Annotated in this window: 22 protein-coding genes; 12 read left to right on the top strand and 10 right to left on the bottom strand. The window is 39.7% G+C overall.

From position 1 onward, the window contains the following. Positions 1-353: 353 nt before the first annotated feature. Positions 354-875 (top strand): DinB family protein, encoded by a 522-nt coding sequence (locus tag KMW37_RS20605; RefSeq protein WP_215226532.1) that lies wholly within the window; start codon positions 354-356, stop codon positions 873-875. 570 nt (positions 876-1445) lie between these two features. Here KMW37_RS20605 and KMW37_RS20600 read toward each other — a convergent pair. Then, the gene (locus tag KMW37_RS20600) at positions 1446-2234 is read right to left on the bottom strand and encodes a hypothetical protein (protein WP_215226531.1); all 789 of its coding nucleotides are present in this window, start codon (positions 2232-2234) and stop codon (positions 1446-1448) included. Between the two features lie 222 nt (positions 2235-2456). Between KMW37_RS20600 and KMW37_RS20595 the strand changes: the two genes are divergently transcribed. The 6 genes from KMW37_RS20595 (at position 2457) to KMW37_RS20570 (ending at position 8650) form a co-directional block, all read left to right on the top strand. Beyond that, a complete protein-coding gene (locus KMW37_RS20595; RefSeq protein WP_215226530.1) occupies positions 2457-3104 on the top strand; it encodes a YdeI/OmpD-associated family protein in 648 nt (215 codons plus the stop codon). Positions 3105-3395: 291 nt separating this feature from the next. Beyond that, positions 3396-4958, top strand: a complete 1563-nt coding sequence (locus tag KMW37_RS20590) for a calcineurin-like phosphoesterase C-terminal domain-containing protein (RefSeq protein ID WP_215226529.1) — start codon at positions 3396-3398, stop codon at positions 4956-4958. A 148-nt stretch (positions 4959-5106) separates the two neighbouring features. Further along, on the top strand, positions 5107-5673 hold the full coding sequence (locus KMW37_RS20585; RefSeq protein WP_215226528.1) for a gluconate 2-dehydrogenase subunit 3 family protein: 567 nt from the start codon (positions 5107-5109) through the stop codon (positions 5671-5673). Beyond that, a complete protein-coding gene (locus KMW37_RS20580; protein ID WP_215226527.1) occupies positions 5666-7366 on the top strand; it encodes a GMC family oxidoreductase in 1701 nt (566 codons plus the stop codon). Before KMW37_RS20585 ends, KMW37_RS20580 begins: the two co-directional genes overlap by 8 nt. A 165-nt stretch (positions 7367-7531) precedes the next feature. After that, on the top strand, positions 7532-8206 hold the full coding sequence (locus KMW37_RS20575) for a carboxypeptidase-like regulatory domain-containing protein (protein ID WP_215226526.1): 675 nt from the start codon (positions 7532-7534) through the stop codon (positions 8204-8206). A gap of 144 nt (positions 8207-8350) precedes the next feature. Beyond that, entirely contained in the window at positions 8351-8650 is a 300-nt protein-coding gene (locus tag KMW37_RS20570; protein WP_215226525.1) for a hypothetical protein, read from the top strand. A 38-nt stretch (positions 8651-8688) separates the two neighbouring features. Here KMW37_RS20570 and KMW37_RS20565 read toward each other — a convergent pair whose 3' ends face one another. Beyond that, complete coding sequence (locus KMW37_RS20565) at positions 8689-9204, bottom strand: FKBP-type peptidyl-prolyl cis-trans isomerase (protein ID WP_215226524.1); 516 nt, start codon at positions 9202-9204, stop codon at positions 8689-8691. 128 nt (positions 9205-9332) lie between these two features. On the opposite strand from KMW37_RS20565, the gene KMW37_RS20560 reads away from it, so the two are divergent. After that, a complete protein-coding gene (locus KMW37_RS20560; protein WP_215226523.1) occupies positions 9333-10088 on the top strand; it encodes a TerC family protein in 756 nt (251 codons plus the stop codon). 70 nt (positions 10089-10158) lie between these two features. On the opposite strand, the gene KMW37_RS20555 is transcribed toward KMW37_RS20560, so the two are convergent. Continuing rightward, the gene (locus KMW37_RS20555; protein ID WP_215226522.1) at positions 10159-10914 is read right to left on the bottom strand and encodes a hypothetical protein; all 756 of its coding nucleotides are present in this window, start codon (positions 10912-10914) and stop codon (positions 10159-10161) included. A gap of 149 nt (positions 10915-11063) precedes the next feature. Here KMW37_RS20555 and KMW37_RS20550 point away from each other — a divergent pair, with 149 nt between their 5' ends. Further along, positions 11064-11387: a Rieske (2Fe-2S) protein gene (locus tag KMW37_RS20550; protein ID WP_215226521.1), complete on the top strand. Its 324-nt coding sequence runs from the start codon at positions 11064-11066 to the stop codon at positions 11385-11387. A 136-nt stretch (positions 11388-11523) separates the two neighbouring features. On the opposite strand, the gene prmA is transcribed toward KMW37_RS20550, so the two are convergent. Then, complete coding sequence (gene prmA / locus KMW37_RS20545; RefSeq protein ID WP_215226520.1) at positions 11524-12354, bottom strand: 50S ribosomal protein L11 methyltransferase; 831 nt, start codon at positions 12352-12354, stop codon at positions 11524-11526. A gap of 79 nt (positions 12355-12433) precedes the next feature. After that, complete coding sequence (gene tpiA, locus KMW37_RS20540; RefSeq protein ID WP_215226519.1) at positions 12434-13195, bottom strand: triose-phosphate isomerase; 762 nt, start codon at positions 13193-13195, stop codon at positions 12434-12436. Positions 13196-13291: 96 nt separating this feature from the next. Here tpiA and KMW37_RS20535 point away from each other — a divergent pair, with 96 nt between their 5' ends. Beyond that, positions 13292-13801 carry a regulatory protein RecX gene (locus tag KMW37_RS20535; protein ID WP_215226518.1) on the top strand — a complete coding sequence of 170 codons (510 nt, stop codon included), beginning with the start codon at positions 13292-13294 and terminating at the stop codon, positions 13799-13801. On the opposite strand, the gene KMW37_RS20530 is transcribed toward KMW37_RS20535, so the two are convergent. The 4 genes from KMW37_RS20530 to KMW37_RS20515 form a co-directional block, all read right to left on the bottom strand. Next, positions 13785-14426, bottom strand: coding sequence for an AlbA family DNA-binding domain-containing protein (locus tag KMW37_RS20530; RefSeq protein WP_215226517.1), 642 nt, complete (start codon positions 14424-14426; stop codon positions 13785-13787). The two genes, KMW37_RS20535 and KMW37_RS20530, sit on opposite strands and share 17 nt — an antisense overlap. A gap of 12 nt (positions 14427-14438) precedes the next feature. Next, positions 14439-14876 (bottom strand): hypothetical protein, encoded by a 438-nt coding sequence (locus KMW37_RS20525; protein ID WP_215226516.1) that lies wholly within the window; start codon positions 14874-14876, stop codon positions 14439-14441. 66 nt (positions 14877-14942) lie between these two features. After that, positions 14943-16979, bottom strand: coding sequence for an excinuclease ABC subunit UvrB (gene uvrB / locus KMW37_RS20520; protein ID WP_215226515.1), 2037 nt, complete (start codon positions 16977-16979; stop codon positions 14943-14945). 51 nt (positions 16980-17030) lie between these two features. Then, positions 17031-18218, bottom strand: a complete 1188-nt coding sequence (locus KMW37_RS20515; RefSeq protein WP_215226514.1) for an Lnb N-terminal periplasmic domain-containing protein — start codon at positions 18216-18218, stop codon at positions 17031-17033. Between the two features lie 125 nt (positions 18219-18343). Between KMW37_RS20515 and KMW37_RS20510 the strand changes: the two genes are divergently transcribed. Together KMW37_RS20510 and KMW37_RS22565 are read left to right on the top strand one after the other, a co-directional pair. Then, positions 18344-20584: a T9SS type A sorting domain-containing protein gene (locus tag KMW37_RS20510; protein ID WP_215226513.1), complete on the top strand. Its 2241-nt coding sequence runs from the start codon at positions 18344-18346 to the stop codon at positions 20582-20584. A gap of 103 nt (positions 20585-20687) precedes the next feature. Then, positions 20688-20810, top strand: coding sequence for a hypothetical protein (locus KMW37_RS22565; protein WP_262898205.1), 123 nt, complete (start codon positions 20688-20690; stop codon positions 20808-20810). A 208-nt stretch (positions 20811-21018) separates the two neighbouring features. Here the strand turns inward: KMW37_RS22565 and glmS are convergent, their stop codons facing one another. After that, on the bottom strand, positions 21019-22860 hold the full coding sequence (gene glmS / locus KMW37_RS20505) for a glutamine--fructose-6-phosphate transaminase (isomerizing) (RefSeq protein WP_215226512.1): 1842 nt from the start codon (positions 22858-22860) through the stop codon (positions 21019-21021). Between the last annotated feature and the right edge of the window lie 36 nt (positions 22861-22896).

The following is a 22896-nucleotide window of genomic DNA, read 5'->3' as shown; positions in this document are numbered from 1 at the left end:
TAATTATTGATTGTCAATATGTTGGGTGTAATATCAAAATGTTGGAGTAATTTTTTAAAAATATATTGTAAACGAATAAAAAACTTCGACTTACTTAAAAACGTTTAACTAGAAAAGGAAAAGCTTTTACTAAATCTAATGATGATGAAATGTAAAGGATTCATTTGTTCCTGGTTTTGTATATTATTGAAGCGTTTTCCTTTTTTGTACTAATTACCCTTTTCCAAAATCAGTTAGCCTTTATCTTATATAATAGGCCACCATTTTAGCTAGAAGCGATTAAACTTTTCAGGCTTTAATCTATTTAATAAAGTAAGGTAAATACAATTTCAGAAAAATAAGAGAGTAACATAATGGATAATAACCCAATAGGGCAAGAGCTAATTAAACATGCCATTTTTAGATTGAATGAGAATAAGGCTAAGATTATCAGTTGTCTAAACTGGTTAACCGAGGAAGAAATTTGGCAGCGACCTAATGAGGTTTCCAATAGCATTGGAAATTTGGTGCTCCATTTGGGAGGAAACTTGGGGCAATATATCGTTTCATCACTCGGAGGTCATGAGGATAAAAGAGACAGGGACGCTGAGTTTTCTGCGTGTGGTGGAATGGCAAAAAACGCTTTGATTCATGTTATCAATGAAGAAGTGAAGGCTGCCTGTGAAATTATAGAGGATTTGACAGAAGAGGATTTAATCAGTAAATATAATGTTCAGGGCTTTAGGTATACTGGGGTGGGTAATGTCCTTCATGCCGTCGAACATTTTTCATACCATACAGGCCAAATTGCCTTTTGGACTAAGGTAATAAGAGAACAAGATTTAGGCTTTTACGCAGGAATAGACCTCAATAAAAAGAATGAAAATAAGCATTAGGATATAGGTAGTTTTCCCTTGCAATTAATTAAAATCATGCCTCTAATCGGCAATATGCTTTTTAAGTTGTAGAGATTAGGGTTTGTATAATCATTTTGGATTTTTTCTGAATTTTAAACTAGCCGAAAAGCACATAATTTTTGAAATAAACACAACAAGAAACTATTCCAATAATGAAAAAACTGAGTATTTATTTTTTACTGGTCATGTCGATAGCTGCATGTCAGTCTAAAAGGACTTTACTAGAGCTTAAGTTGGACGAAGGAGAGACCTACTATCAAAGGATGGAGTCCCATTCAATTATAAAATAAAGTTTTAGTGGTAAGGACATTGATATAAATATGACTATTACAGGTGATATATCATTTAAGGTAAAAGGAATTGATAAAGATTATTATAATCTGGAGGCACGTTATGAAAACATGGGTATGCAGATGAAAATACATGTTATGGATTGATTTTCTTAGGTTTTAGAAATAGATAAAATGCCCCTATTTGCTATCGTTAAAAGGGGGCATTTTTTTTCTAATGCCAATGGACATTTTGAATCAATACTGAATGAGCAATGGATCATCTTACTGCTTTGACCAAATTACCTAGATAACCCCATTTTAGATCCCTTGATGCCCTGCCTTCATCTGCTTTTTTGATGGTCTCTTCATCTGCTCCTTCCCATGGATTTACAGCAATGCTTTTGACAAACTGGTCGTAATCACCAAACATAGTGACTATGATATGGGAAGCATAGACATCGCTGCCAAATGGAAGCATTACTCTTCCTAATCCCCAGTATTCCATGATATTCTGATCAACCATTTTTTGATGGACTGGATAAAATACTTCCTTTTCAGCGTTTTCGTATTGTCCTCCCATTCCCGGCTTGGCTTTTAGAAGTGTGATGCCGGCAACCATACCAGGTTCCATAGTCATGTCAGAGGTGGTTTCCTTGAGTACTTCAACAAAGAGTCTTATAGATAGGTCTCTTGAACTGGTGGTCTGTTTCATTTTTTCCTGAAATTGCTCTTCGTCATAATCAGAATAGGCGTCTTGGGCTGCAGCCATAATACCCTCCCCTGCATTAAGCATTTTAGCTAGATCATCAAAGATAGTTACTGTTAAATATTGATAGCCTTGATCTTCACCGCCCGGTTTGAGGGACCAAAGGTCCCAGCCCACAATGTCTCCATTTTTAATGCGCTCTTGGTGGATTTTTTCCCAAAAGTTCTCAGTTTCCCAGTATGCTTGTTCCTGATCACCATCCACTTTCATGAATTCCAAAATTGCGTACAGCTTTTCTTGTCCGAAAGCATTTCCGTAGCAGCAAGCTACTAGTATGAGTAGGCTTAATAGTTTTTTCATGATCATTTGGGTTTATGATTAAAGAATTGAATAGGTTAAATATACCAAAAAATGAGGTTGAGGACTTGTAATTGAGTGTCAAATATATTGCATATCAGTGTGTTATAATTGGAAAATTCTGCTGGTAATATAGGGATGGATAATGAAAGTAATTTTCAGCCTTAGGGAATTTTTGCATAAATTGAAGGATAAACCTAGGTCAAGGTACTATTGCCTGTAATTATGAATAATAAAGGAAAGACAAATTTTCACCCTTCACATGATAAGCGAATTGACAGCTATATCAATAAGTCGCAAACCTTTGCTGAACCCATTTTAAGGCATTTGCGCGCCTTGGTTCATCAAGCATGCCCAGAGGTAGAGGAAACCATAAAGTGGGGTATGCCCCATTTTATGTACAGAGATGAGATATTGTGTAGTATGGCAGGCTTTAAGGCCCATTGTGTTTTTGTTTTTTGGAAAGGGGCATTAATGAGAGATCCCGTTTTGCAGGAAAATGCAGTGAGTGGTACGGCTATGGGCAATTTAGGTAAAATTACAGAAATGGACGACCTCCCAGAGGATGAACAAATGTTGGCCTATCTTTATGAAGCGATGGAGCTCAATGAAAAAGGAGTTAAATTACCCAAGAAGCCAACAAATGAGAAAGTTGAGCTTGTGATACCAGAGGATTTAAAATTAGCCCTACAAGCTAATGTGACAGCACTGAACACTTTTGAGGGTTTTAGTTATTCGCACCAAAAGGAATACATAGAATGGCTGGACGAGGCCAAGACTGAAAATACTCGCAGTCACCGCTTGGAGACAGCCATAGGTTATTTGGAAGAGGGAAAGCCAAGAAATTGGAAATACATGAAGAAATGGAAGTAGAATAGAGCCAAAGTTGGCCTCAATGAAAAGCTGCTATTCTGAGTTGGTTTTACAGATGCTAACATTAATTTTTTAGTCATCTTTTTACCGTGACATTATCTGATTTTTTGTTTAATAACAATTAATTAATCGTTTTGAATGGTAGTGAGCCCCTTTGAAATATACTATACCTATATAGAATTGCATTTCTATCAAAATGATAATTGACAACTAGTGAACCATGTCTGAAATGATGATGGCTTGTAATTATCAATAAAATAGAATTTTATCATTAATCTCTAAAACCTCAAAATGAAAAAACTACTTTTATCAACTTTGCTTTTTGCTTCCTCATTGGCCGTTTTGGCACAGGAAAAAGCCAAGGGAGTCGTCTATGAAGACCTGAATGGAAATGGAAAAAAAGAGTCCCGAGAAAAGGGCCTAGCCAATGTCGCGATCTCCAATGGCTTGGAAGTAATACTGACAGATGAAAAGGGCCGCTATGAATTGCCTGTGGCCGATGACCAAATCATTTTTGTGATCAAGCCATCAGGATATAAAGTACCCGTAAATGACAAAAACCTTCCGCAGTACTTTTATATTCACAAGCCATCAGGCTCTCCCGCTACAAAATTTCCAGGAGTTGTGCCTACAGGAAAGCTGCCAAGGAAACTGAATTTTGGTTTGATCCCAACTGAAGACAAAGCTGATTTTACTGCTTTGGTTTTTGGGGATCCCCAGCCGTATACTATTGAAGAGGTCAATCATTTTGAAAATGGGGTGGTTTCAGAAGTAGCGGGTATTGAAGGAATTGATTTTGGTTTATCATTGGGAGATTTGGTTGGAAATGATTTGGACCTTTTTGATCCTTATATCGAGGCTACTTCCAAGGTAGGTGTTCCTTGGTACAATGTGCTAGGAAATCATGATTTGAACTTTGATGTAAAGGAAGACCACCTCTCCGATGAAACCTTTGAAGCACATTTTGGTCCGGCCAATTATGCTTTCAACCATGGTAAGGTCCATTTTATTGTGCTAGATGATATACTTTATCCAGACCCTAGAGATGGCAAGAGTTATTGGGGAGGTTTCCGAAAGGATCAATTGGAATTTGTGAAAAACGACCTGGAGCATGTTCCTAAAGACCATTTGATTGTCTTGGCTTTTCATATTCCCTTAAGTGAACCATCTGGAGATCCGTTTAAGGATGAGGACAGACAGGCGCTTTTCAATTTATTGAAAGATTATCCAAATACCCTTTCTCTTTCTGCTCATACCCACTTGCAGAGACAGGATTTCTTCTTCGAAAAAGATGGCTGGAATCAAAAGCATCCGCATCACCATTATAATGTAGGTACTACCTCTGGTGATTGGTACTCAGGTGTTTTGAATGAAAAAGGTGTTCCCAAGTCCACAATGAGAGATGGAACTCCAAAAGGTTATGCTTTTATAGAGTTTACTGGAAATCAATATGATATCAGGTACAAGGTAGTGGATCAGGAGAAAGATTACCAAATGGCAATTTTTGCTCCTAAGGTATTAGAAAAAGATAAGAGGACGTCTGCGGGAATTTTCGTCAACTTCTTTATGGGCACCTCCAAGGATCAGTTGCGATATCGAATTGATAATGGTGAATGGAAAAAGATGAAGTATTTGGAAGAATATGATCCTACCTATATGATGGAAGTTTATCAGTGGGATACGACAGAAGAGTTACTGGATGGCAGAAGACCTTCTAATCCGGTAAAAAGTACCCACCTTTGGAGAGGAAGTATAGATGCCAAACTGGAGAAAGGACAACACACCATAGAGGTGGAGGCCACGGATATGTTTGGGAACAAACATTATGGAGAAAAGGTCTACCATATCCGTTAATTTATTATTGATTTCATTTAGAGCCGGAGGGACTAGACCCTCCGGCTTTTTTAATTTATTTTCATATTAATTGAATATTAAACTAAACCGTTTTAACTTTTCAAAAAAATAATGGGCATTCAAAAGTAGCTTAAATAATACCATTAATATGAACAGAAGATTAGCCTTAAAGCAGATGGCTTTGGTGACAGGAGGACTGGCGCTGATTCCAGGATGTGATTTCAGCGAGGAGAAAATACTGGCTGCCTATGATGAACTTCAAATTACTGACGGACACCAGCAGGTGTTAAAGTCTCTGGTGGACACTATTATACCAAAGACAGATTTAAAAGGCGCTGTGGAATTGGGCGTGCATGATTTTGTCCTAGTGATGGCCAATGATTGCTTAGGAAAAGAAGATCAGCAGCGTTTCGTCAGCGGGTTAAAGGGTTTTGATCAGTACGTAAAAACCAATTTTGGAACAAAGTTTTTAAAGCTCGACCAAGCCAAAGCTGTGGAGGTTGTTGATACACTATTGGATGCTAAAAAAGAGGTTAGTGCGGGTTCAGAAGATTATCAATACTTTGTAAAGACCACTAAAAAATATGCAATTCAAGCTTATATGGCTTCTGAGTATGTGATGACTGAGTTAATGCCATATACTTTGGTGCCTGGCCCAAAGTTTAATGGAAGTAAGAAAATAGTACCTGGTGAAAAAGTGAATATTAATGGCTAATCTGAATATAAAAAGTAAAGAAGATAATACATACGGGGCTATTGTTATTGGCTCTGGAATGAGTGGTGGTTTTGCAGTGAAAGAATTATGTGATAAAGGAGTGAAGACTTTGGTCTTGGAGCGGGGCAGGAAAGTGGAGCATAATAAGGATTATCCAACTACACATATGATGCCTTGGGAATTTGAGCATAGAGGCCAGATTCCAGAGGATATCCAAAGAGAAAACCCATCCATTAGCCGATGTTATGCTTACAGGGAAGATGCCGCTCATTTTTTCGTAAAAGACACAGATCACCCATATATTCAAGAGAAGCCTTTTGATTGGATTCGAGGTTATCAAACTGGGGGCAAATCCCTGCTATGGGCCAGACAGGTACAGAGATGGAGTGATTTTGATTTTGAAGGGCCAGCAAGGGATGGCTTTGCAGTTGATTGGCCGATCAGGTATAAGGAATTGGAGCCATGGTACAGTTATGTAGAGAAATTCGTGGGCGTGGCAGGTTTTCACGATGGTATTGCGCATTTGCCGGATGGTGAGTTCTTGCCAGGAATTGAACTGACTGCTGGCGAGGAGTATTTCAAAGCCCAAATGGCCGAGAAATACCCTGATCGTCATGTAATCAGCGGGCGCTGTGCCCATATTACCGGCAATGCGGAATATTATGCCAAGCAGGGCCGTGGTATATGCCAGCACAGGGTGCTGTGCCAAAGGGGCTGTCCATTTGGTGGTTATTTTAGCAGTAATTCAGCTACCTTGCCTTGGGCGGCTAGAACCGGGAATTTGACCTTACAAAATGATGCCGTGGTGCATTCTATCATTTATGATGAGGCCAAGAAGAAGGCTACTGGTGTAAGGGTAATTGACGCTAATTCCAAAGAGATGACAGAATATTATGCACCGATCATTTTTGTCAATGCCAGTGCATTAAATACAAATTTGATACTGCTGAATTCTACTTCCAATCGTTTTCCAAATGGATTGGGTAATGATAATGGTCTAATGGGTAAGTTTGTTGCTTTCCATAATTATAGAGGAGGGATTTCTGCAGAGTTTGAGGGCTTACAAGAATATACTACTGAAGGCAAGCGCCCGACCAGTGGTTATATGCCGAGGTTCCGAAATGTGCATAAGCAAGAAACCAATTTCCTAAGGGGCTATGCTGCGGGACTTTATGGTAGCAGATCAAAAGAGGTAAATTATGACGGAGCTGGGAGTGATTTGGTTTCTAATATGATGAATCCAAGTTATGGCCCGTGGAAAATAGGTTCTCATATGATGGGAGAAACCATTCCAAAGGAAAGTAATTACGTAGCCTTGGATGCTGATCAAAAAGATGAATGGGGCATGCCGATCATCAGAGTCAATGTGGATTATGACCAAAATGATGAGGATATGTTGAAAGATTACCAAGAGCAAATGTCAGAGATGTTTGATGCTGCTGGATTCAAGAATATCCGAACTTGGGATGATGGAAGAAGACCAGGGCTTGATATCCACGAAATGGGTGGTGTGAGAATGGGTAAGGACCCTAAGACTTCATTGGTCAACAAGCATAATCAATTGCACGCTTGTACCAATGTATATGTTACCGATGGAGCTTGCATGACCTCTACCAGTACCCAAAATCCTTCATTGACCTATATGGTTTTTGCGGCAAGGGCTGTAGATCATGCATTGAAGAATAAGGGATAAAAAAGCTTAAATAGAAAACAATATGCTAAGGCTGTCCAAAAAACTAGGACAGCCTTTTTTGATTGAGAGGCCTATTAAATAATGTTAAGCAACGTGTTAAAGAATTTTAAATCCCTAATTTCCTGATTGATAAGGTCTAGATTGTATTCATAATATTAAATGAATATGATTCGGAGCCTTGTCATTGTACTTTTTTTATTAACCAAGCCTTTATTGCTGCAGGCTCAGGAGACTGAAGTAATCATAAAGGGGAAGGTAATGGATGCCAAAACTGGTCAAGGCATTCCGGTGGTTCGGATCAGCAGTTCTCTTGAGCGGGTATCTTCCAATGAGCAGGGGGGATTTACTATCAAAGCGAAAATGGGGGATCAACTTTCTTTTGTCCATCTAACCTATGAGACTGCCCATATCAATGTTAAAGGCAATGATGAGGACTTGGAGATAGTTCTCGCTGAGCGGGTTTTGGAGCTGAGGGAGTTTGAGGTCAGCGATTTTCCAAGTGAGCAGGCGTTTAAGGAAGCTATGATGAATAGTAATTTGGATCATGCTAAGGAGAGAAAAATGTTGCAGAACAACCTTAAGACGGTCATGATAGCCAAGGACCTAACTTACCAACATGATTTTTCAAGTTATAATACACTCCTAAAAAATGTAAATACCGGAGGAGGTGTAACTTTCTTTTCTACTAATCCATCTCATGGATTATTGGGCGCTTTGAAAAAGATAATTAATGGAAAACCTCGAAATCAGACATTGGGTAATGGGCCAATTGAAGAACTTGACACTAGGCCACTGTGGAAGAACCCTTTAGAGGTGGATTCGTTTAAATTTAAGGAATGATTTCAATTATTTCTTAATTGATAAAGATTTTAGCATTAATAGTACTTCAAAATTCGAGCAAATTAGGTAAGTTGTTGTTTGTCAGTGATTAACTGAGTTTGGGTAAAGCCTGAGAAAAAGATGATGTCCACAAACTATTTTATTATGAAAGATCCAGCTCACGATTTGTCCAATGTTTTTGTAAGCATCCTACAGATATTATCTGCCCTGTTTGGAGGTTTGTTTTTTTGGTTGAGTATCATGGCATTTAATGGACAGGAACTCATGAATACCATTTTGGAGATGGCCGATGAACCTCATCATGTTGGTTCAGAAGAAACTTTTGCTGTAGGAATGGTGCTTCTTGGGTTGTTCTTTGCTTGTGTGGCTGTCTTTTTTGTCTTGAGGTATTTACGAAAAGTAGTAAAAAAGGAGACTGATAGGACAAATAGCGCTGGTATTTAAAAAAGAAGCCCTTCCAATATTTAGAAGGGCTATAATGATTAATGGTGGTGATGTCCTCCAGGGCCATGTACATGGCCATGTTCGATTTCTTCAGGATCTGCTTCTCTGATATCAACAATTTCTCCTTTGAAATATAAGTCATAACCGGCCAAAGGAGAGTTGAAATCCATGTGTACGCCTTTATAATCTACCTTAAGGATTTCACCTCTTAGTTGATTACCTTGGTCATCCTGCATAGGAATCACTCTGCCGACTTTCAGCATTTCTTTATTTTTTTTGCCATTTTCCTTGAAGTTGGATTTAGGAATGATGGTTACTTTGCTCTCATCATAATCTCCATAGGCATTTTCAAAATCAATAAAGACTTCAAAGCTGTCTCCTACTTTTTTGCCGGCAATGGCTTCCTCCAATGCTGGAAGAGTATTTCCTGCCCCGAAAAGGAAAGGAAACGCTTGGTCTTTAGTGACCTTCTCTTTGAATTCCTTACCGTTTTCTCCATCATCAACGTGCAACTCATATGCTACGCTGACTACTTTGTTTTTTTCTGCTATCATGGTATTTCTATCTAAGCCCTATGGACTTGATTGTGATTAATTTCCTTCAAAAATAAATAATTATTTCCACTGAGAAGGAGTTCAAAAAAGCTTTGTTAAATTCAAGGCTAAATTAACCTTTTATAAAAATGGAAATATTTCTTCAAAGTGAAACTTGGATAGCACTTTTGACATTGACTTTTCTGGAAATTGTATTGGGTGTGGATAATATTATTTTTATCTCCATAGTTTCCAATAAGCTTCCAGAGGAACAGCAACCCAAAGCCAGGAATTTAGGCTTGTTATTGGCCATGTTTTTCAGGATTGGACTATTATTGGGGATATCTTTTATCATTCAGTTTACAGAGCCATTGTTTTCGGTTTTCGGTCACGGATTTAGCGGTAGGGATTTGATTTTGGCAGGTGGCGGGATGTTTTTGCTCTTCAAGTCTACCATTGAGATTCACCACAAAATGGAAGGGGAAACCGAGGAGGTAAAGACCAAGACCGGTGCGAGTTTCGGCAGCGTATTATTTCAAATCATATTGCTGGATATGATATTTTCCTTTGACAGTATTCTGACGGCTGTGGGCTTAGTAGATCATGTGAGCATTATGATCATTGCAGTGGTTATTTCTTTATTGATCATGATGGCTTTTGCTGGAAAGATCAGTGAGTTTATCAACAAGCATCCTACATTACAGATATTGGCACTAAGCTTTTTGATTTTGATAGGGGTAATGCTGTTTGTGGAGGGATTCCATGTGGAAGTACCAAAGGGTTATATCTATTTTGCCGTGTTTTTCTCCTTGGCAGTCGAGTTGGTCAATATGCGCATGCGTAAGAAAACAGCCAAGAAACCAGTGGAACTACATGCAAGGATGAAAGAAGCGGATGAAAAGTAAAGCATTTAGCATCAAATAATAAAAGCCCTAGGATTATATTTCCTAGGGCTTTTTTTGGGGTATTAAATATTTATTCTTTATTCAATTTGTCTAAGTAAGCCTTACGGTAGTTTGACCAAATTTCATAAATAGGGTTCCCTTTGGAGCTCAAGCCGCTGTGATGCCAGTCACCATTTTTAACAGCATAATCAAAACCTAAGGAAGCTCCTACCCTGCTGTCATCCCTGCTAAAAAACTCGATGTTTTCTGAATACTTGCCATTTTCCGCACTATAAGTTCCACCTCCAGTACCACTAAACTCTTTTGTTTCGGAATTGAAAGCAATCCACTGAAATCTTCCCCCACCCAGGATTTTGATAGTTCTTCTGGCTCCAGGTGTCATGGTGTTGATTTCTCCATCCCTTTTTCTCCCTGTTATCACCCAAGTCCCATTTAGATCATCATCACGGTCTGATACCTTCTCCCATATCTCAATCATATTTTTGCCTTTTTTGGTGTAATAAAGGACCATTTTTTTGTCTACAAAGCTTTGGGTGTACTGTGTGCTCATCCCGATCTTTTTGGGATCAAGCGTATTAAAATCAAAAGTTTCAATATAACTGTCCTCTCCTTCTGTCATATAAATTCCACCACCTGCTCCTAAAAAGTGGTTGTTGCTGATTTCCTTATTGCCATAAGCGAAGTATCCATCTTGGTAAATTTTTATGCACTCCGTTTCTTTCACTGGATCACCATTTATATGGGTGAGCTTCCAAGCACCATCTAAGTCCTGGGCAAATACACAGATTGAAAAAATCAAAAGCGGGATAATCAGTAGGGTCTTCATGGTATTTTGGTTTTTTAACTAAGCTAATTTACAAATTTCAGCAAGTACCTGTAATATCTTCTTCAATCTTTGGTGGATTTTATTTAAATGGTGATTAATCAATGGTTTTTCTGTTTTAACTACGTGGGAAATCATTTATCTTCGAATCTATGGGTAAATTTAAATTGGGGCAGTCAAAAGAAGATGTAAAAGGCATGTTGCCTGAGGGAAATATAAAGGTGACCCAATTAGGGGCCAAGAAGCTCTGTGTGGTGAGACTGGGGGAAAAAGTATATGCATTTGAGCAGCTTTGTCCACACCGAGGAGCTGCACTAAAGGATGGGCATATCAATAGGTTTGAAGAGGTGATTTGTCCTTTGCATTCTTATCGCTTTAATATGAATACAGGCCAATTGACTTCTGGTGGAGGCTGTGGGGATTTGGAAGTTTATAAAACCAATTTTACGGAAGAGGGGCTAGAGATATTTGTTTAATGGTCCAATAAAAGAGGTAAATAGTATTTTCACGCAAAGTCCACAAAGGTACCGCTAAGCTCGGAAAGTTTTTTTATTACTCATGAGCGTTAGCGTTCTCTGCGTCTTCTTGGCACTCTTTGCGAGAGCCTAAAATCTATTCTTTCTCAAAGACTACCGCTGCCCAGTTGTCTTTTTCCTTTTGGCCCTTTAGTTTAAGCCCTAAAGATTCTGCTCTGTATTGGATATCGGGTACATCATGCTCATAGAAGCCACTTAGCAATAGTTTCGCCTTTGGTTTCATCAAGGAAGCATAAACCTCCATTTCATCCAGAAGTACATTTTTGTTGATATTGGCCAATACTATATCAAATGGTCCAGAAGGATTTACTTCACGGATAGTGCCATGGCCCATTTTTACATCAGTGATCCCATTGAGTTCAAAATTCTCATTGCCATTTTCCACACACCAATTATCAATATCGAATGCTTCAATATGCGCAGCATCCAATTTATGAGCCATAATGGCTAAAATCCCGGTCCCTGAACCAATATCAATGATGCTTTTGCCCTTATGAGGAATTTCCAACTGGTGGGAAAGCATCAGGTAAGTAGTGGCATGGTGACCGGTACCAAATGACATTTTTGGATTGATAAGGATATCATGTTTTACCCCTTCCAATGGAGCATGGAAGGAAGCTCTAACATAGACATCTTTTCCAATGGAGATGGGGTCGTAATGTTTTTCCCATTCTTCGTTCCAATTGACCTTGGGCATTTTTCCCTCTTCAACGGTTATTTCTGCTGCCTCACGGTATTTTTCTATGACTTCATCGTAGGCTGTTCGGTCAAAAAGATCCTCCTGGATATAAGCTTCAATGCCTTGATCTGTTTCCAAAAATGAATCAAAGCCCACTTCGGCCAATTCGGCGATAAGAATTTCATTGTACTCTTCGGTACAGTTGATTTTAAACTCCAGGTAATCCATGATTTGAAAGGGAAAAGTAAAAATATATTTAAAAAGGTAATTAAAGAGGCTGTCTTATATGACAGCCTCTTAGGTATATTTAGAATGACTTGATGATATCTACGAAGTCTCTTGATTTAAGAGAAGCACCACCGATCAAACCACCGTCTACATCAGCTTTAGAGAAGATCTCCACAGCATTATCAGGCTTACAGCTTCCTCCATAAAGGATAGAAGTCCCATCAGCGATTGCTTGGCCATATTTAGAGGCTAAGTGAGCTCTGATAGCTGCATGCATGTCCTGAGCTTGGTCAGAAGAGGCAGTTTTACCCGTTCCGATTGCCCATATTGGTTCGTAAGCAATAACGATTTTTGAGAATTCCTCTTCAGTCAAACCGAAAAGACTGGCGGTTAGCTGCTCCTTAACATAATCTTCGTGGGTACCAGCTTCTCTAATCTCAAGAGGCTCTCCACAGCAGAAGATTGGCGTCAAATCATTGGCAAGAGCCTGCTTAACTTTCGCAGTCAGCTCTTCATTGCTTTCGTTGAAATATTCTCTACGCTCACTGTGACCGATGATCACATATTTAGCGCCGAAAGAAGCCAAGATTTTAGCGGAAGTTTCACCAGTGTAAGCACCAGATTCCTTATCTGAGCAGTTTTGTCCACCTAGGAAGATGTTAGGAACTCCACCGATCAATTTTTTTACATTTGAAGCATGAACAAATGGAGGGTTTAAGACTACGATTACATCGTTGATGCGTTCGTCTTGTACCATATTGACAATTTCAGAAGTCAGCTTTTGACCTTCTTCCTGTGTTCCGTTCATTTTCCAGTTACCGGCGACGATTTTTTTGCGCATGATAATTTTGGTTAGGTTTGATATATTTGATGAGTAAATAAATTTCCTGATTTTTGTAAGGCAGGAAAAGCAATTTCGATGCTAAAATTACACAAAATGTCCTTTCCAAGAAAAGATTATTCAAATGAGCAGCAGAAAAAAACACTAAGTCCTTCGGAGGCCAAGGTGAAGATCGCTGCTTTTTGTGCCTATCAGGAAAGAAGCCAACAGGAAGTAAGGGATAAACTGTATAGTTATGGCCTCTACAGTGAGGAAGTGGAGGACTTGATTTCTTTGATGATCACTGAGAATTTTTTGAATGAAGAGCGATTTGCCCAATCCTATGTGAGGGGCAAATTTAACCTTAAGAAATGGGGAAAAATTAAGATTGAGCAGGGCCTGAAGCAGCATCGGCTTACTGCTAATTGCATTAGATCGGGAATGAGGGAGATTGATCCCGAGGATTACTGGGAGACATTATTGGGACTTACTCAAAAGAAATGGGATACGACCCATGATACTGACCTTTTTAAAAAGAAGGTAAAAGTTCATCGGTATTTGTTGAGCCGGGGATTTGAGAATGACTTGGTTCAAGCAGCTTTGGAGGAGATTAGGAAAGATGCTTGAGCTTAAATAAATCCTCCTGTTCTCGAGGAACCACCTGCAGGACATTGGCCAGGACCAATCTCACCAAGGTCTTTGAGGCAATAAACCGAGGCAATCTGGCAATTTTGGAAAATTCCTTTAGGGTAATGGATTCCTTTTCATTGAGGGCCTGCATGAGTTTGGTTTCCTTGTCTCCATAGTTGAAGATAATATTCTTTTCATTTTTACCCCTGCGAAGGATTTCCCAAACTTCCCTACTGGCTTGAACTGTGCGGTCTTCCACTCTTACATAGGATTTCTTTCGGCCGTCTTCATATAAAAAATGGGGCCTTTTTGGGCTTTTTTCAAACTGGTAAACCGCTACTCCCTTTTTTTCATTTATAGGAATAATCGATAGTTTATAATTTACCGTAGGGCGGATTTTTTCTTTCATGGCTTTTTCAAGTACATAAACATCCTCCTCAATATATCTTTGTCCGCTTACCGTTTTATCATCATCCACCCCAATCATGAGGTAGCCACCTTCTGTGTTGGAGAAAGCGATGATTTCTCTGACAATCTTCTCAGGGTGTGACGCCTTTTTTTTGAATTCAATATGTAAACCCTCTCCCTTTTGGGCCAGTCTAGTCACTTCCTGAAGCGTCATTTCTTTATTGTTTTAGTTGATCAAAAAGCTCAGTCCAGCTCTCAAACCTGCTACATTGCTTACCGCATAATAATCCACCATTCCCTCCAGACGTAATCTGTAAGACAGGTTAATGGTATAACCGGCCCCAAAAGCAATATCGCTATCCTTGCCAACCAAGCCCCTCATTCTGATAAAGGCTGGTTCCAATGGGTAAAACCTGCCACCTAAGCTGACTTGGTTTGGTCTATTATAGTTAAACTCATATCCACCGGAAAAGGATATATTATGCCAGTGAAAATAATTGGCTTCAGCACCAATTTGGTATCTTCTGATGACTCCGGGTACATCAGTTTTGACTAGGTCTAGGGCACCTGATATCAAATAACTGCCTGCTGCCTGCTGTGCATGTGCTTCCTTGCCTGCCCACAAAAATAGCGGGAAAGCCAATAGCATTAAAATTTTTTTCATGTGTAATATTCTGTCAATTGGTGGTGGAAAAATAATGTCCTGATTTTCAAATATCAGTAGTGTTTATCAGTCCATGCGTTTGAGCTCTTCCAGTCTTTTCTTTAATCCCTGCCATTCGTCCCTTAGCCTGGCAGCCTCCATAAAATTAAGTTCTTTGGCTGCTTTTTCCATTTGTTTTTGGGTTTGAGGGATTAATTTTTCCAGCTTATCCTTGCTCAAATATTGTACCACAGGATCTGCCGCAAAGGCTTGATCATCCGTAAAGTGATCATCATAATACTTGGCATTCTTCTTACTGTCTGCCACCTTGGTTTGTCCCATGATCTTTTCTTTGGACTTGATTACGGTTTTTGGAGTGATTCCGTGCTCTTCATTATAAGCAATCTGAATGCCTCTCCTTCTTTTCGTTTCATCTATGGCGCGCTTCATTGAAGCGGTAACCTTATCGGCATACATGATCACACGGCCGTTTTCATTCCGCGCTGCCCTACCTATGGTCTGCACCAAGCTCCTTTCATTTCTCAAAAATCCTTCCTTATCTGCATCCAAAATGGCCACTAGGGAAACTTCGGGTAAATCCAATCCCTCTCTTAGCAGGTTAACTCCCACCAAAACATCAAAAATTCCCAATCTTAATTCCCTGAGGATTTCCACCCTGTCCAATGATTTTACTTCGGAGTGGATATATCGGCATTTGATGCCTGCCCTTTCCAAGAATTTGTTCAGTTCTTCTGCCATTCTTTTGGTCAAGGTGGTTACCAATACCCTGTTCCCTTGCTTAATGGTTTGGTCGATTTCCTCTAATAAGTCGTCAATTTGGTTACCACTTGGTCTCACGTCTATCAAAGGATCCAAAAGTCCTGTTGGGCGAATAATCTGTTCTACCACCACACCATCAGTCTGGTTCAGCTCATAATCTGCTGGTGTTGCGCTGACATAGATGAGTTGATTGGTAAGGGATTCAAATTCATCAAATTTAAGTGGCCGGTTGTCCAATGCTGAAGGTAGCCTAAAGCCAAAGTCCACCAAATTGACTTTTCTGGAGCGGTCACCGCCCCACATAGCCCTGATCTGTGGAATGGTGACGTGGCTTTCGTCTATTACCATCAAGAAATCATCAGGGAAATAGTCCAAAAGGCAGAAAGGCCTTGCTCCTGCTGCTCTCCTATCAAAGTACCTGGAATAGTTTTCCACACCTGAGCAATAGCCCAGTTCTCTGATCATTTCAAGATCAAATTCGGTTCTTTCTCTTAATCTGGTGGCTTCTTCCAATCGCATATCCTTTTCAAAAAAGGAAATCTGGGCCATCAAATCATCTTGGATTTCTTTGATGGCCACATCTATTACGTCCCTGCCTGTTACAAATAGGTTGGCTGGGAAAATGGTGATCAGTTTTTCACTTGATAATTTTTTGCCTGTAGCCGGGTCAATCCGCTGAATGGCTTCAATTTCATCGCCCCAGAAATAGATTCTGTAGGCAAAGTCTGCATAGGCCACAAAGATATCCACAGTATCACCCTTCACCCTGAAAGTACCATGCTTAAAATCTGCATTGGCGCGGCTGTAGAGGATATCCACTAGTTTGAATAGCAATTGGTTTCTGGGAATTCTATCTCCTTCCTGAAGTTTGATGACATTCTTGCCAAATTCCTCTGGATTGCCAATACCATAGATGCAAGAAACAGATGCCACTACGATAACATCCCTACGCCCTGATAACAGCGCAGAAGTAGCACTAAGTCTAAGTTTTTCTATTTCTTCATTGATGGAAAGGTCCTTTTCGATATAGACTCCGCTGGTGGGTATAAAGGCTTCTGGTTGATAATAATCGTAGTAAGAAATGAAATACTCTACTGAATTTTCAGGAAAAAACTGCTTGAACTCTCCGTAAAGCTGGGCGGCCAAGGTTTTGTTATGACAGAGTACTAAAGTAGGTTTCTGGACTTCCTGAATTACATTGGCAACGGTAAAGGTTTTGCCCGAACCAGTTACCCCTAAAAGCACCTGGGATGGTTCTCCTGCATTGATCCCCTCAGAGAGGTTTTTGATGGCAGCTGGTTGATCTCCTGTAGGACTGTAATCAGATATTATTTTGAAATCCATGGTTTTTCTTTAGTGTCCTTAACTAACGTTTATTCAGTGGGTAAAAGTTTACTAAACTTTTACATTCCTTTTATATGCTTTTAGCCTATCTAGGTTGTAGTAGAGATAATTGGTTCTTAATATGATTACGAGGATGAAAGGCAAAACACTTGGGTGGAAGGATTGCCAGCCTAATATCCAAAAGACGATTGCTGCATCTGCCAAGATCAGGGCGAATAGCAAATATTTCTTTACCCATTCTGCTGGGTATTTCTGGCTAAGTCCATATACCAAAACCCCGTGTAAGGGGAATGCCCATAAAAGGTTCCAATTGTACTTGGTGGCAGTGTGTTCTGTGAAAAACCATAAGAAAATGACCATTATACCCAAAAGACCGAGTACAAGAAACAGTCCCTGATCCAGGCCGATATAGAGTCTTTTCTTTTTGAAGCCAATATAGGTGAACACCATAAATACAATGGCTATAAACCAGAAAAGAAAATAGGGATTGAAGATACTGTTTTCAATATTAACAGGTGGAAGATCAAGGACAGTTGATTGGCTTTTCACTAATTGCCTAGTGGGACCGTCTCCAACAATTTCAGCTCTACCAAATGCTGCTTCCATATAGTCAGGAAGGAATTGCTTTTGTCTTTCATTGGCAGGAATATCTATCACACTCCCCAGGGCAAGGTCAATGCCCAAGTCTCCCCAAGGTAAAGGAAGGACATATTCATCTATCAAGTTTCTGAAGGTTTTTTCTTCAGCGTCATCAGGATTTTTCCACTCTAACTGGTCGCCTAGTACTACTTCCAGCATATCTCTGATCCTGGTAGCACAATTGTCATAAAAGAAATCGTAGCGGTAATAGCGATTGTCAGGTTGATAGTTGATTTGCAGGAATTCGACAGCTTTGGCTGCTTGTTGTGGATTGAGATCCAATACCTGTTCTCTTACTGCTCTTCCCTCATAGGAATAATGTTTAATAAAGGATTGATAAGTTCCTATGCTAAGTTTGTAGTCCAATTTTCCTTGAGCAAATTTCAAGTAGAAATTAGGCGTATCAAAATCAAAAGTCCCATAGTTAAATACTAAATCCCTGCCGGTTTTTTGATCAGTAACCCTTACGGCACTATGGCCAAAAACACTGTATAGCTCAGTTCCCGGATCACAGGTTAAAAGGCTGATTCTATATTCTTGAGCACTTAATAAATTGGTAGTCAGTAGTATAATCGAAAAAATTAGTCCTATTTTTTTCATCTTTTTTAATATCTTATTAAATTAAAATGCATCGAATTTTTTGAACGATGAATTTTTTGATAACTCTTGATTTTTTTGGGGCTTTTATCCCGAAACGAAATTACAAGATAATATCCATAATTTTTATGACCATAAGGATATTATCCCAGAATAGCTATGCCCAGTCCACCGGGGCTTATAAGTCCATCTCAAGCGGAGATTTTGATGATATATTGATTTGGGAGGTTTTTGATGGAAGCAGTTGGAATGCTAGTACTGTAAAGCCTGGGGCAAATAATGATGTCTACATAGCATTTGGGCATCATATAACACTGCAACAAAATGAGGAGGTTCAATCACTCTATCTGAACGCTGAACTTAGTACAGGAAAGAAACTGGATATCAATGACTATCAATTGGAGGTTTATGGCAGTCTAAATGCTTTTGAAGGGAGTGTTCCAGGTACGCCAAGAGGAGCTTGGAATACTATAGATTGGATTGGAAGTAGTGTGAATAGCGAACTTGTTTTTAAAGGAACTTCAAGGGTGGTTATTCCAAGTGGGGCCTGGAGTGCTTTTAGCACGAGGAGCCAATATGCTATGGTTTTTGATCCTGATCCTAGTGAGATTTTAAGGATACAGGAATCTGTTAAGGCAAATAGATTTGTGATTAAGGCTGGGAAAGTAATACAAGCAGGCGTGCCTGGTACAGACTGTGCCAGCTTTTCATTTAATAATGATCCAGCGGTCATTGGGGCTTATGGGGATTTAATTATTGAGAATGGAGCAAGTTTGGAATCGGATTGTTCTGAAGGAATTCTTTTTCGATCAGCCAGTGGCTTGGTTCCAGCATCCTTGTTGGATTTGGAAGATGGTGGGGAGTTGATTTTTAATGGTAATGATCCTGAGATAAATGCTATTACAGTCAATTTTCATGGTACAGTTTATTATGCTTCAAATTCTGGGAATCAAAATTTCGTAATCGCTAGTATGTTAGGAGCAGTTGAGCCATGGGAATATAATCACCTGGTTTTTGAAGGTGATGCCCAAAAGGAGTTGCCACTGATATTAGAGGTTAAAGGGGATATGGAGAGATTGGGAGGTGGGAATATATTGGATAATAGCACTTTCTTGACGATAAACGGGACAACAGACCAGGATATTGCAGGTTTTGCACTTTCTGTATCAGACTTGGAAGTTGACAAATCCGGAGGAATGCTCAGCTTTGATGATGACCTGGAGGTAACCAATGACTTTATGATGTTGCAGGGAGAAATCGATTTTACCAATCATGATTTATATATCAATAGTAGTGGTTTAGGTTCCTACCAGTATTCGGAGGGTAGTTGGCATAAACTTATTCAGCTTCACTATGGCCAAATTCCTGTAGTTTTAAACAGCACAAATGCTACTTTTCCTTTTGTGGATAAATATGAAGGTGGAATAAGAAAAGTGCAATTTGAGGGTGTTCATACTGCTTTAAATTCAGCGCTTTCTATTACTTATCAACAGGTGCCTGGAGTAGACCATCATGCAAACTTCTTGGATGATGATGGAACAAATATCCTGTATCAGCTCAATAGTTATTTTACTATTAATGCTTCAGTGACGGATAATAGCGACTTGACACTTAAGATATCTGCTGATGATCTAATTGTGGATAATGTTGACGACATTCGAATTGTGGGCGATCATATTGCAGCTTCGGGAGAGCACTTGGCTGCTGAAGATATTGGTGGAGAGTTTTTTGCAAGAAGGGAACTGTCTCTTGATGAAATGGATGGGAAAGATTTTACTGTAGGAAGCTATGTTACAGCTTCCATTCTTCCGCTGGATTGGTTGGCTTATTTTGCCAAAAGGGATGAGGCAGATAATTGGGTGTTTTGGAGGGTTGAAAAGACAAAAGACATCGATTATTATGAGGTCTATAGATCTTTGTTTAATGTGGATAAGTTTGAATTAATCGGAATAGCACCAATAGGGAATAAAAATAGATTGATAGATAAATATCAGTTCAAGGATAGTGTATCATGGATTTATCCACAGGTCTATTATAAGATCGGGGCTGTGGATAAATATGGAGAAATTGAGTTTTCCCCTGTTTTTGGGCTGAAAAGGGATACGAATAATATTGAGTCCATTAAGGTTTTTCCTAATCCTTATGCCAGTGGAAATATTCATTTTCAAATGCCAGAGAATTTGTATTCAAAGTGGGGCATTATACAAATTCAAGATATCCAAGGTTTGGAATTTCAAACCTTGGAAGGTTTTGTCAAAGATCTCCAAATCCCCGCAGCTCAAAAATTGAAAAAGCTTTCTACTGGGATTTATATTATATCCATTTTTACTAATGATGAAGTTTTTACTTCTAAGTGGATAAAAAGATAAGGCTCTAATTGGAATAGTGTGGCTAAACCTTAATAAGGAAGACCATCCTAGCTAACCTGTCGCAGGAGATCTTTAGTGTGTTTGCAAATCCGCCTTACAGATATTGAGTGTTAAGAAATTAAAGAAGTGGGTAAATAAGAAGACAGGCTCGTTTGACGGAATGCTAAACAAAGAGGCCGCAGTCAGCTATGCAGGAGGAGTTTGCCTGCATGAGGGCGGGTTTTAATTTTAGCTCAATAGATGTATAGCGGCGGGGTTTTTTGTTACTTTTTTCACCTGTAGGAAAAAAGTAACAAACGGGATGAGGTGAAAGTCACTCTGAAATTTGACAAACAAATTAAAAGTTATCCACAGTAAATCATATAGAAGTAAAAATAAAAGGCTCGGAACCGTTTTGGTCCTGAGCCTTTATTGTTTGTTTTGGATGTTTATTTTTACTCTACTGTAACGGACTTTGCCAGATTTCTAGGTTGGTCGACATTACAGCCTCGCATCACTGCGATATGGTAAGAAAGCTGCTGCAAAGGAATCACAGAAATCAAAGGGACAAAGGCTTCATGGGCCTTAGGGATTTCAATGACATGATCGGCCATTTTCTTCACGGTTTGATCACCTTCAGTTACTACAGCTATGATCTTTCCTTTTCTCGCTTTTACCTCTTGGATATTGCTGACTACTTTTTCATAGGAACTGTCTTGGGTAGCAATGAAAACAACGGGCATTTCCTCGTCAATCAAAGCAATAGGTCCGTGCTTCATTTCAGCGGCAGGGTATCCTTCTGCATGGATGTAGGAAATTTCTTTTAGCTTCAAAGCTCCTTCCAGAGCAACAGGGAAATTATATCCCCTACCTAGGTAAAGGAAGTTACTTGCGTCTTTATACTGTGCGGATATTTTTTCTATCTGCTCATTTAACTTCAAGGCCTTTTCAACTTTTGCAGGAATGGCTTCCAATTCACTTAAAAGCTGCATGTATTTGCTTTCAGGCAAAGTGCCTCTTTGATAACCTAGCATAAGGGCCATCATGGAAAGCACGGAGATTTGGGCTGTAAAAGCTTTTGTGGAGGCGACCCCGATTTCCGGGCCGGCATGGGTATATGAACCCGCATGCGTTGCCCTGGCGATGGAAGATCCTACTACATTACATACGCCAAAGATGGTTGCTCCCTTAGATTTGGCCAGCTCAATAGCCGCCAAAGTATCGGCTGTTTCACCTGACTGGGAAATGGCAATGACAAAATCCTTGCTGTTGATCACAGGATTTCTGTACCTGAATTCTGAAGCATATTCCACCTCAACGGGTACCCTGGCGAATTCTTCAAAGAGGTATTCTGCGACCAATCCGGCATGCCAGCTGGTGCCACAAGCCGTGATGATGATCCTGTCAGCATTTTGGAACTTGTTCATATAGTCCCTCAATCCACCTAAGACCAGCCTGCCTCCTTTCGCATCCAGCCTACCACGCATACAATCTGCAATGGATCTGGGCTGCTCGCTGATCTCTTTAAGCATAAAGTGATCAAATCCACCCTTTTCGATGGATTCCAATTCCATCTCCAATTGGTTGATATAAGGGTGGGTTTCTACATTTTCAATGGTCTTGATCTGTAGTTTGGCATCCCGGATTACGGCAATTTCATAGTCGTCCAAGTATACGACCTGGTTGGTGTATTCCACGATAGGTGTTGCGTCGGAAGCCAGGAAGAATTCGTCTTGACCAACTCCAATAACCAAAGGAGATCCCTTTCTGGCAGCTATCAGTGTGTCCGGTTCATCCTTGTGCATCAAAACAATTGCATAAGCACCCACAATTTTATGTAGGGCCAAGCGCACAGCCTCTTCTATGCTGCAGTTGTTGTTTTGATAAATGTCTTCGATAAAGTTGATGAAGACTTCGGAGTCTGTTTCACTGTGAAAGGTATATCCCTTATTGATCAGGTCAGTTTTCAACACATCATAGTTTTCGATGATCCCGTTATGGATCATGGCGAAATTTTCTGATGAGGAATAATGAGGGTGGGCATTTACATCGTTGGGTTCACCATGCGTTGCCCATCTCGTATGACCTATCCCGATATGGGAATGGAGGTTGGTGTTGTCCAAAAGGGAGTTTTCCAATTCGGAAACTTTCCCTTTTTTTTTGTAGACATTCAGGCCGGCTTCATTTAGTAAGGCCACACCGGCACTGTCATAGCCTCGATATTCGAGTCTTTTTAGGCCTTTTATGATGACAGGCAGGGCTTCCTGCTTGCCAACATAGGCTACAATTCCACACATAAAAGTTTTTGTTTATTAGGGTCGGAAATTTATTTA

Origin of the sequence: Echinicola shivajiensis (assembly GCF_018642165.1) — a bacterium.
In the GTDB taxonomy this organism is placed as follows: Bacteria; Bacteroidota; Bacteroidia; order Cytophagales; family Cyclobacteriaceae; genus Echinicola; species Echinicola shivajiensis.
This window is presented reverse-complemented; position numbering and strand designations above follow the sequence as displayed.

What these genes read in the sequence shown, in the direction of transcription:
- KMW37_RS20595 (WP_215226530.1), top strand. Translation starts at nt 2,457, where the DNA reads ATGAATAATAAAGGAAAGACAAATTTTCACCCTTCACATGATAAGCGA.
- KMW37_RS20600 (WP_215226531.1), bottom strand. Translation starts at nt 2,234, where the DNA reads ATGAAAAAACTATTAAGCCTACTCATACTAGTAGCTTGCTGCTACGGA.
- KMW37_RS20510 (WP_215226513.1), top strand. Translation starts at nt 18,344, where the DNA reads ATGACCATAAGGATATTATCCCAGAATAGCTATGCCCAGTCCACCGGG.
- KMW37_RS20560 (WP_215226523.1), top strand. Translation starts at nt 9,333, where the DNA reads ATGGAAATATTTCTTCAAAGTGAAACTTGGATAGCACTTTTGACATTG.
- KMW37_RS20580 (WP_215226527.1), top strand. Translation starts at nt 5,666, where the DNA reads ATGGCTAATCTGAATATAAAAAGTAAAGAAGATAATACATACGGGGCT.
- KMW37_RS20525 (WP_215226516.1), bottom strand. Translation starts at nt 14,876, where the DNA reads ATGAAAAAAATTTTAATGCTATTGGCTTTCCCGCTATTTTTGTGGGCA.
- KMW37_RS20605 (WP_215226532.1), top strand. Translation starts at nt 354, where the DNA reads ATGGATAATAACCCAATAGGGCAAGAGCTAATTAAACATGCCATTTTT.
- KMW37_RS20570 (WP_215226525.1), top strand. Translation starts at nt 8,351, where the DNA reads ATGAAAGATCCAGCTCACGATTTGTCCAATGTTTTTGTAAGCATCCTA.
- KMW37_RS20585 (WP_215226528.1), top strand. Translation starts at nt 5,107, where the DNA reads ATGAACAGAAGATTAGCCTTAAAGCAGATGGCTTTGGTGACAGGAGGA.
- KMW37_RS20575 (WP_215226526.1), top strand. Translation starts at nt 7,532, where the DNA reads ATGATTCGGAGCCTTGTCATTGTACTTTTTTTATTAACCAAGCCTTTA.
- uvrB (WP_215226515.1), bottom strand. Translation starts at nt 16,979, where the DNA reads ATGGATTTCAAAATAATATCTGATTACAGTCCTACAGGAGATCAACCA.
- tpiA (WP_215226519.1), bottom strand. Translation starts at nt 13,195, where the DNA reads ATGCGCAAAAAAATCGTCGCCGGTAACTGGAAAATGAACGGAACACAG.
- prmA (WP_215226520.1), bottom strand. Translation starts at nt 12,354, where the DNA reads ATGGATTACCTGGAGTTTAAAATCAACTGTACCGAAGAGTACAATGAA.
- KMW37_RS20565 (WP_215226524.1), bottom strand. Translation starts at nt 9,204, where the DNA reads ATGATAGCAGAAAAAAACAAAGTAGTCAGCGTAGCATATGAGTTGCAC.
- KMW37_RS20590 (WP_215226529.1), top strand. Translation starts at nt 3,396, where the DNA reads ATGAAAAAACTACTTTTATCAACTTTGCTTTTTGCTTCCTCATTGGCC.
- KMW37_RS20555 (WP_215226522.1), bottom strand. Translation starts at nt 10,914, where the DNA reads ATGAAGACCCTACTGATTATCCCGCTTTTGATTTTTTCAATCTGTGTA.
- KMW37_RS20535 (WP_215226518.1), top strand. Translation starts at nt 13,292, where the DNA reads ATGTCCTTTCCAAGAAAAGATTATTCAAATGAGCAGCAGAAAAAAACA.
- KMW37_RS20515 (WP_215226514.1), bottom strand. Translation starts at nt 18,218, where the DNA reads ATGAAAAAAATAGGACTAATTTTTTCGATTATACTACTGACTACCAAT.
- glmS (WP_215226512.1), bottom strand. Translation starts at nt 22,860, where the DNA reads ATGTGTGGAATTGTAGCCTATGTTGGCAAGCAGGAAGCCCTGCCTGTC.
- KMW37_RS20550 (WP_215226521.1), top strand. Translation starts at nt 11,064, where the DNA reads ATGGGTAAATTTAAATTGGGGCAGTCAAAAGAAGATGTAAAAGGCATG.
- KMW37_RS20530 (WP_215226517.1), bottom strand. Translation starts at nt 14,426, where the DNA reads ATGACGCTTCAGGAAGTGACTAGACTGGCCCAAAAGGGAGAGGGTTTA.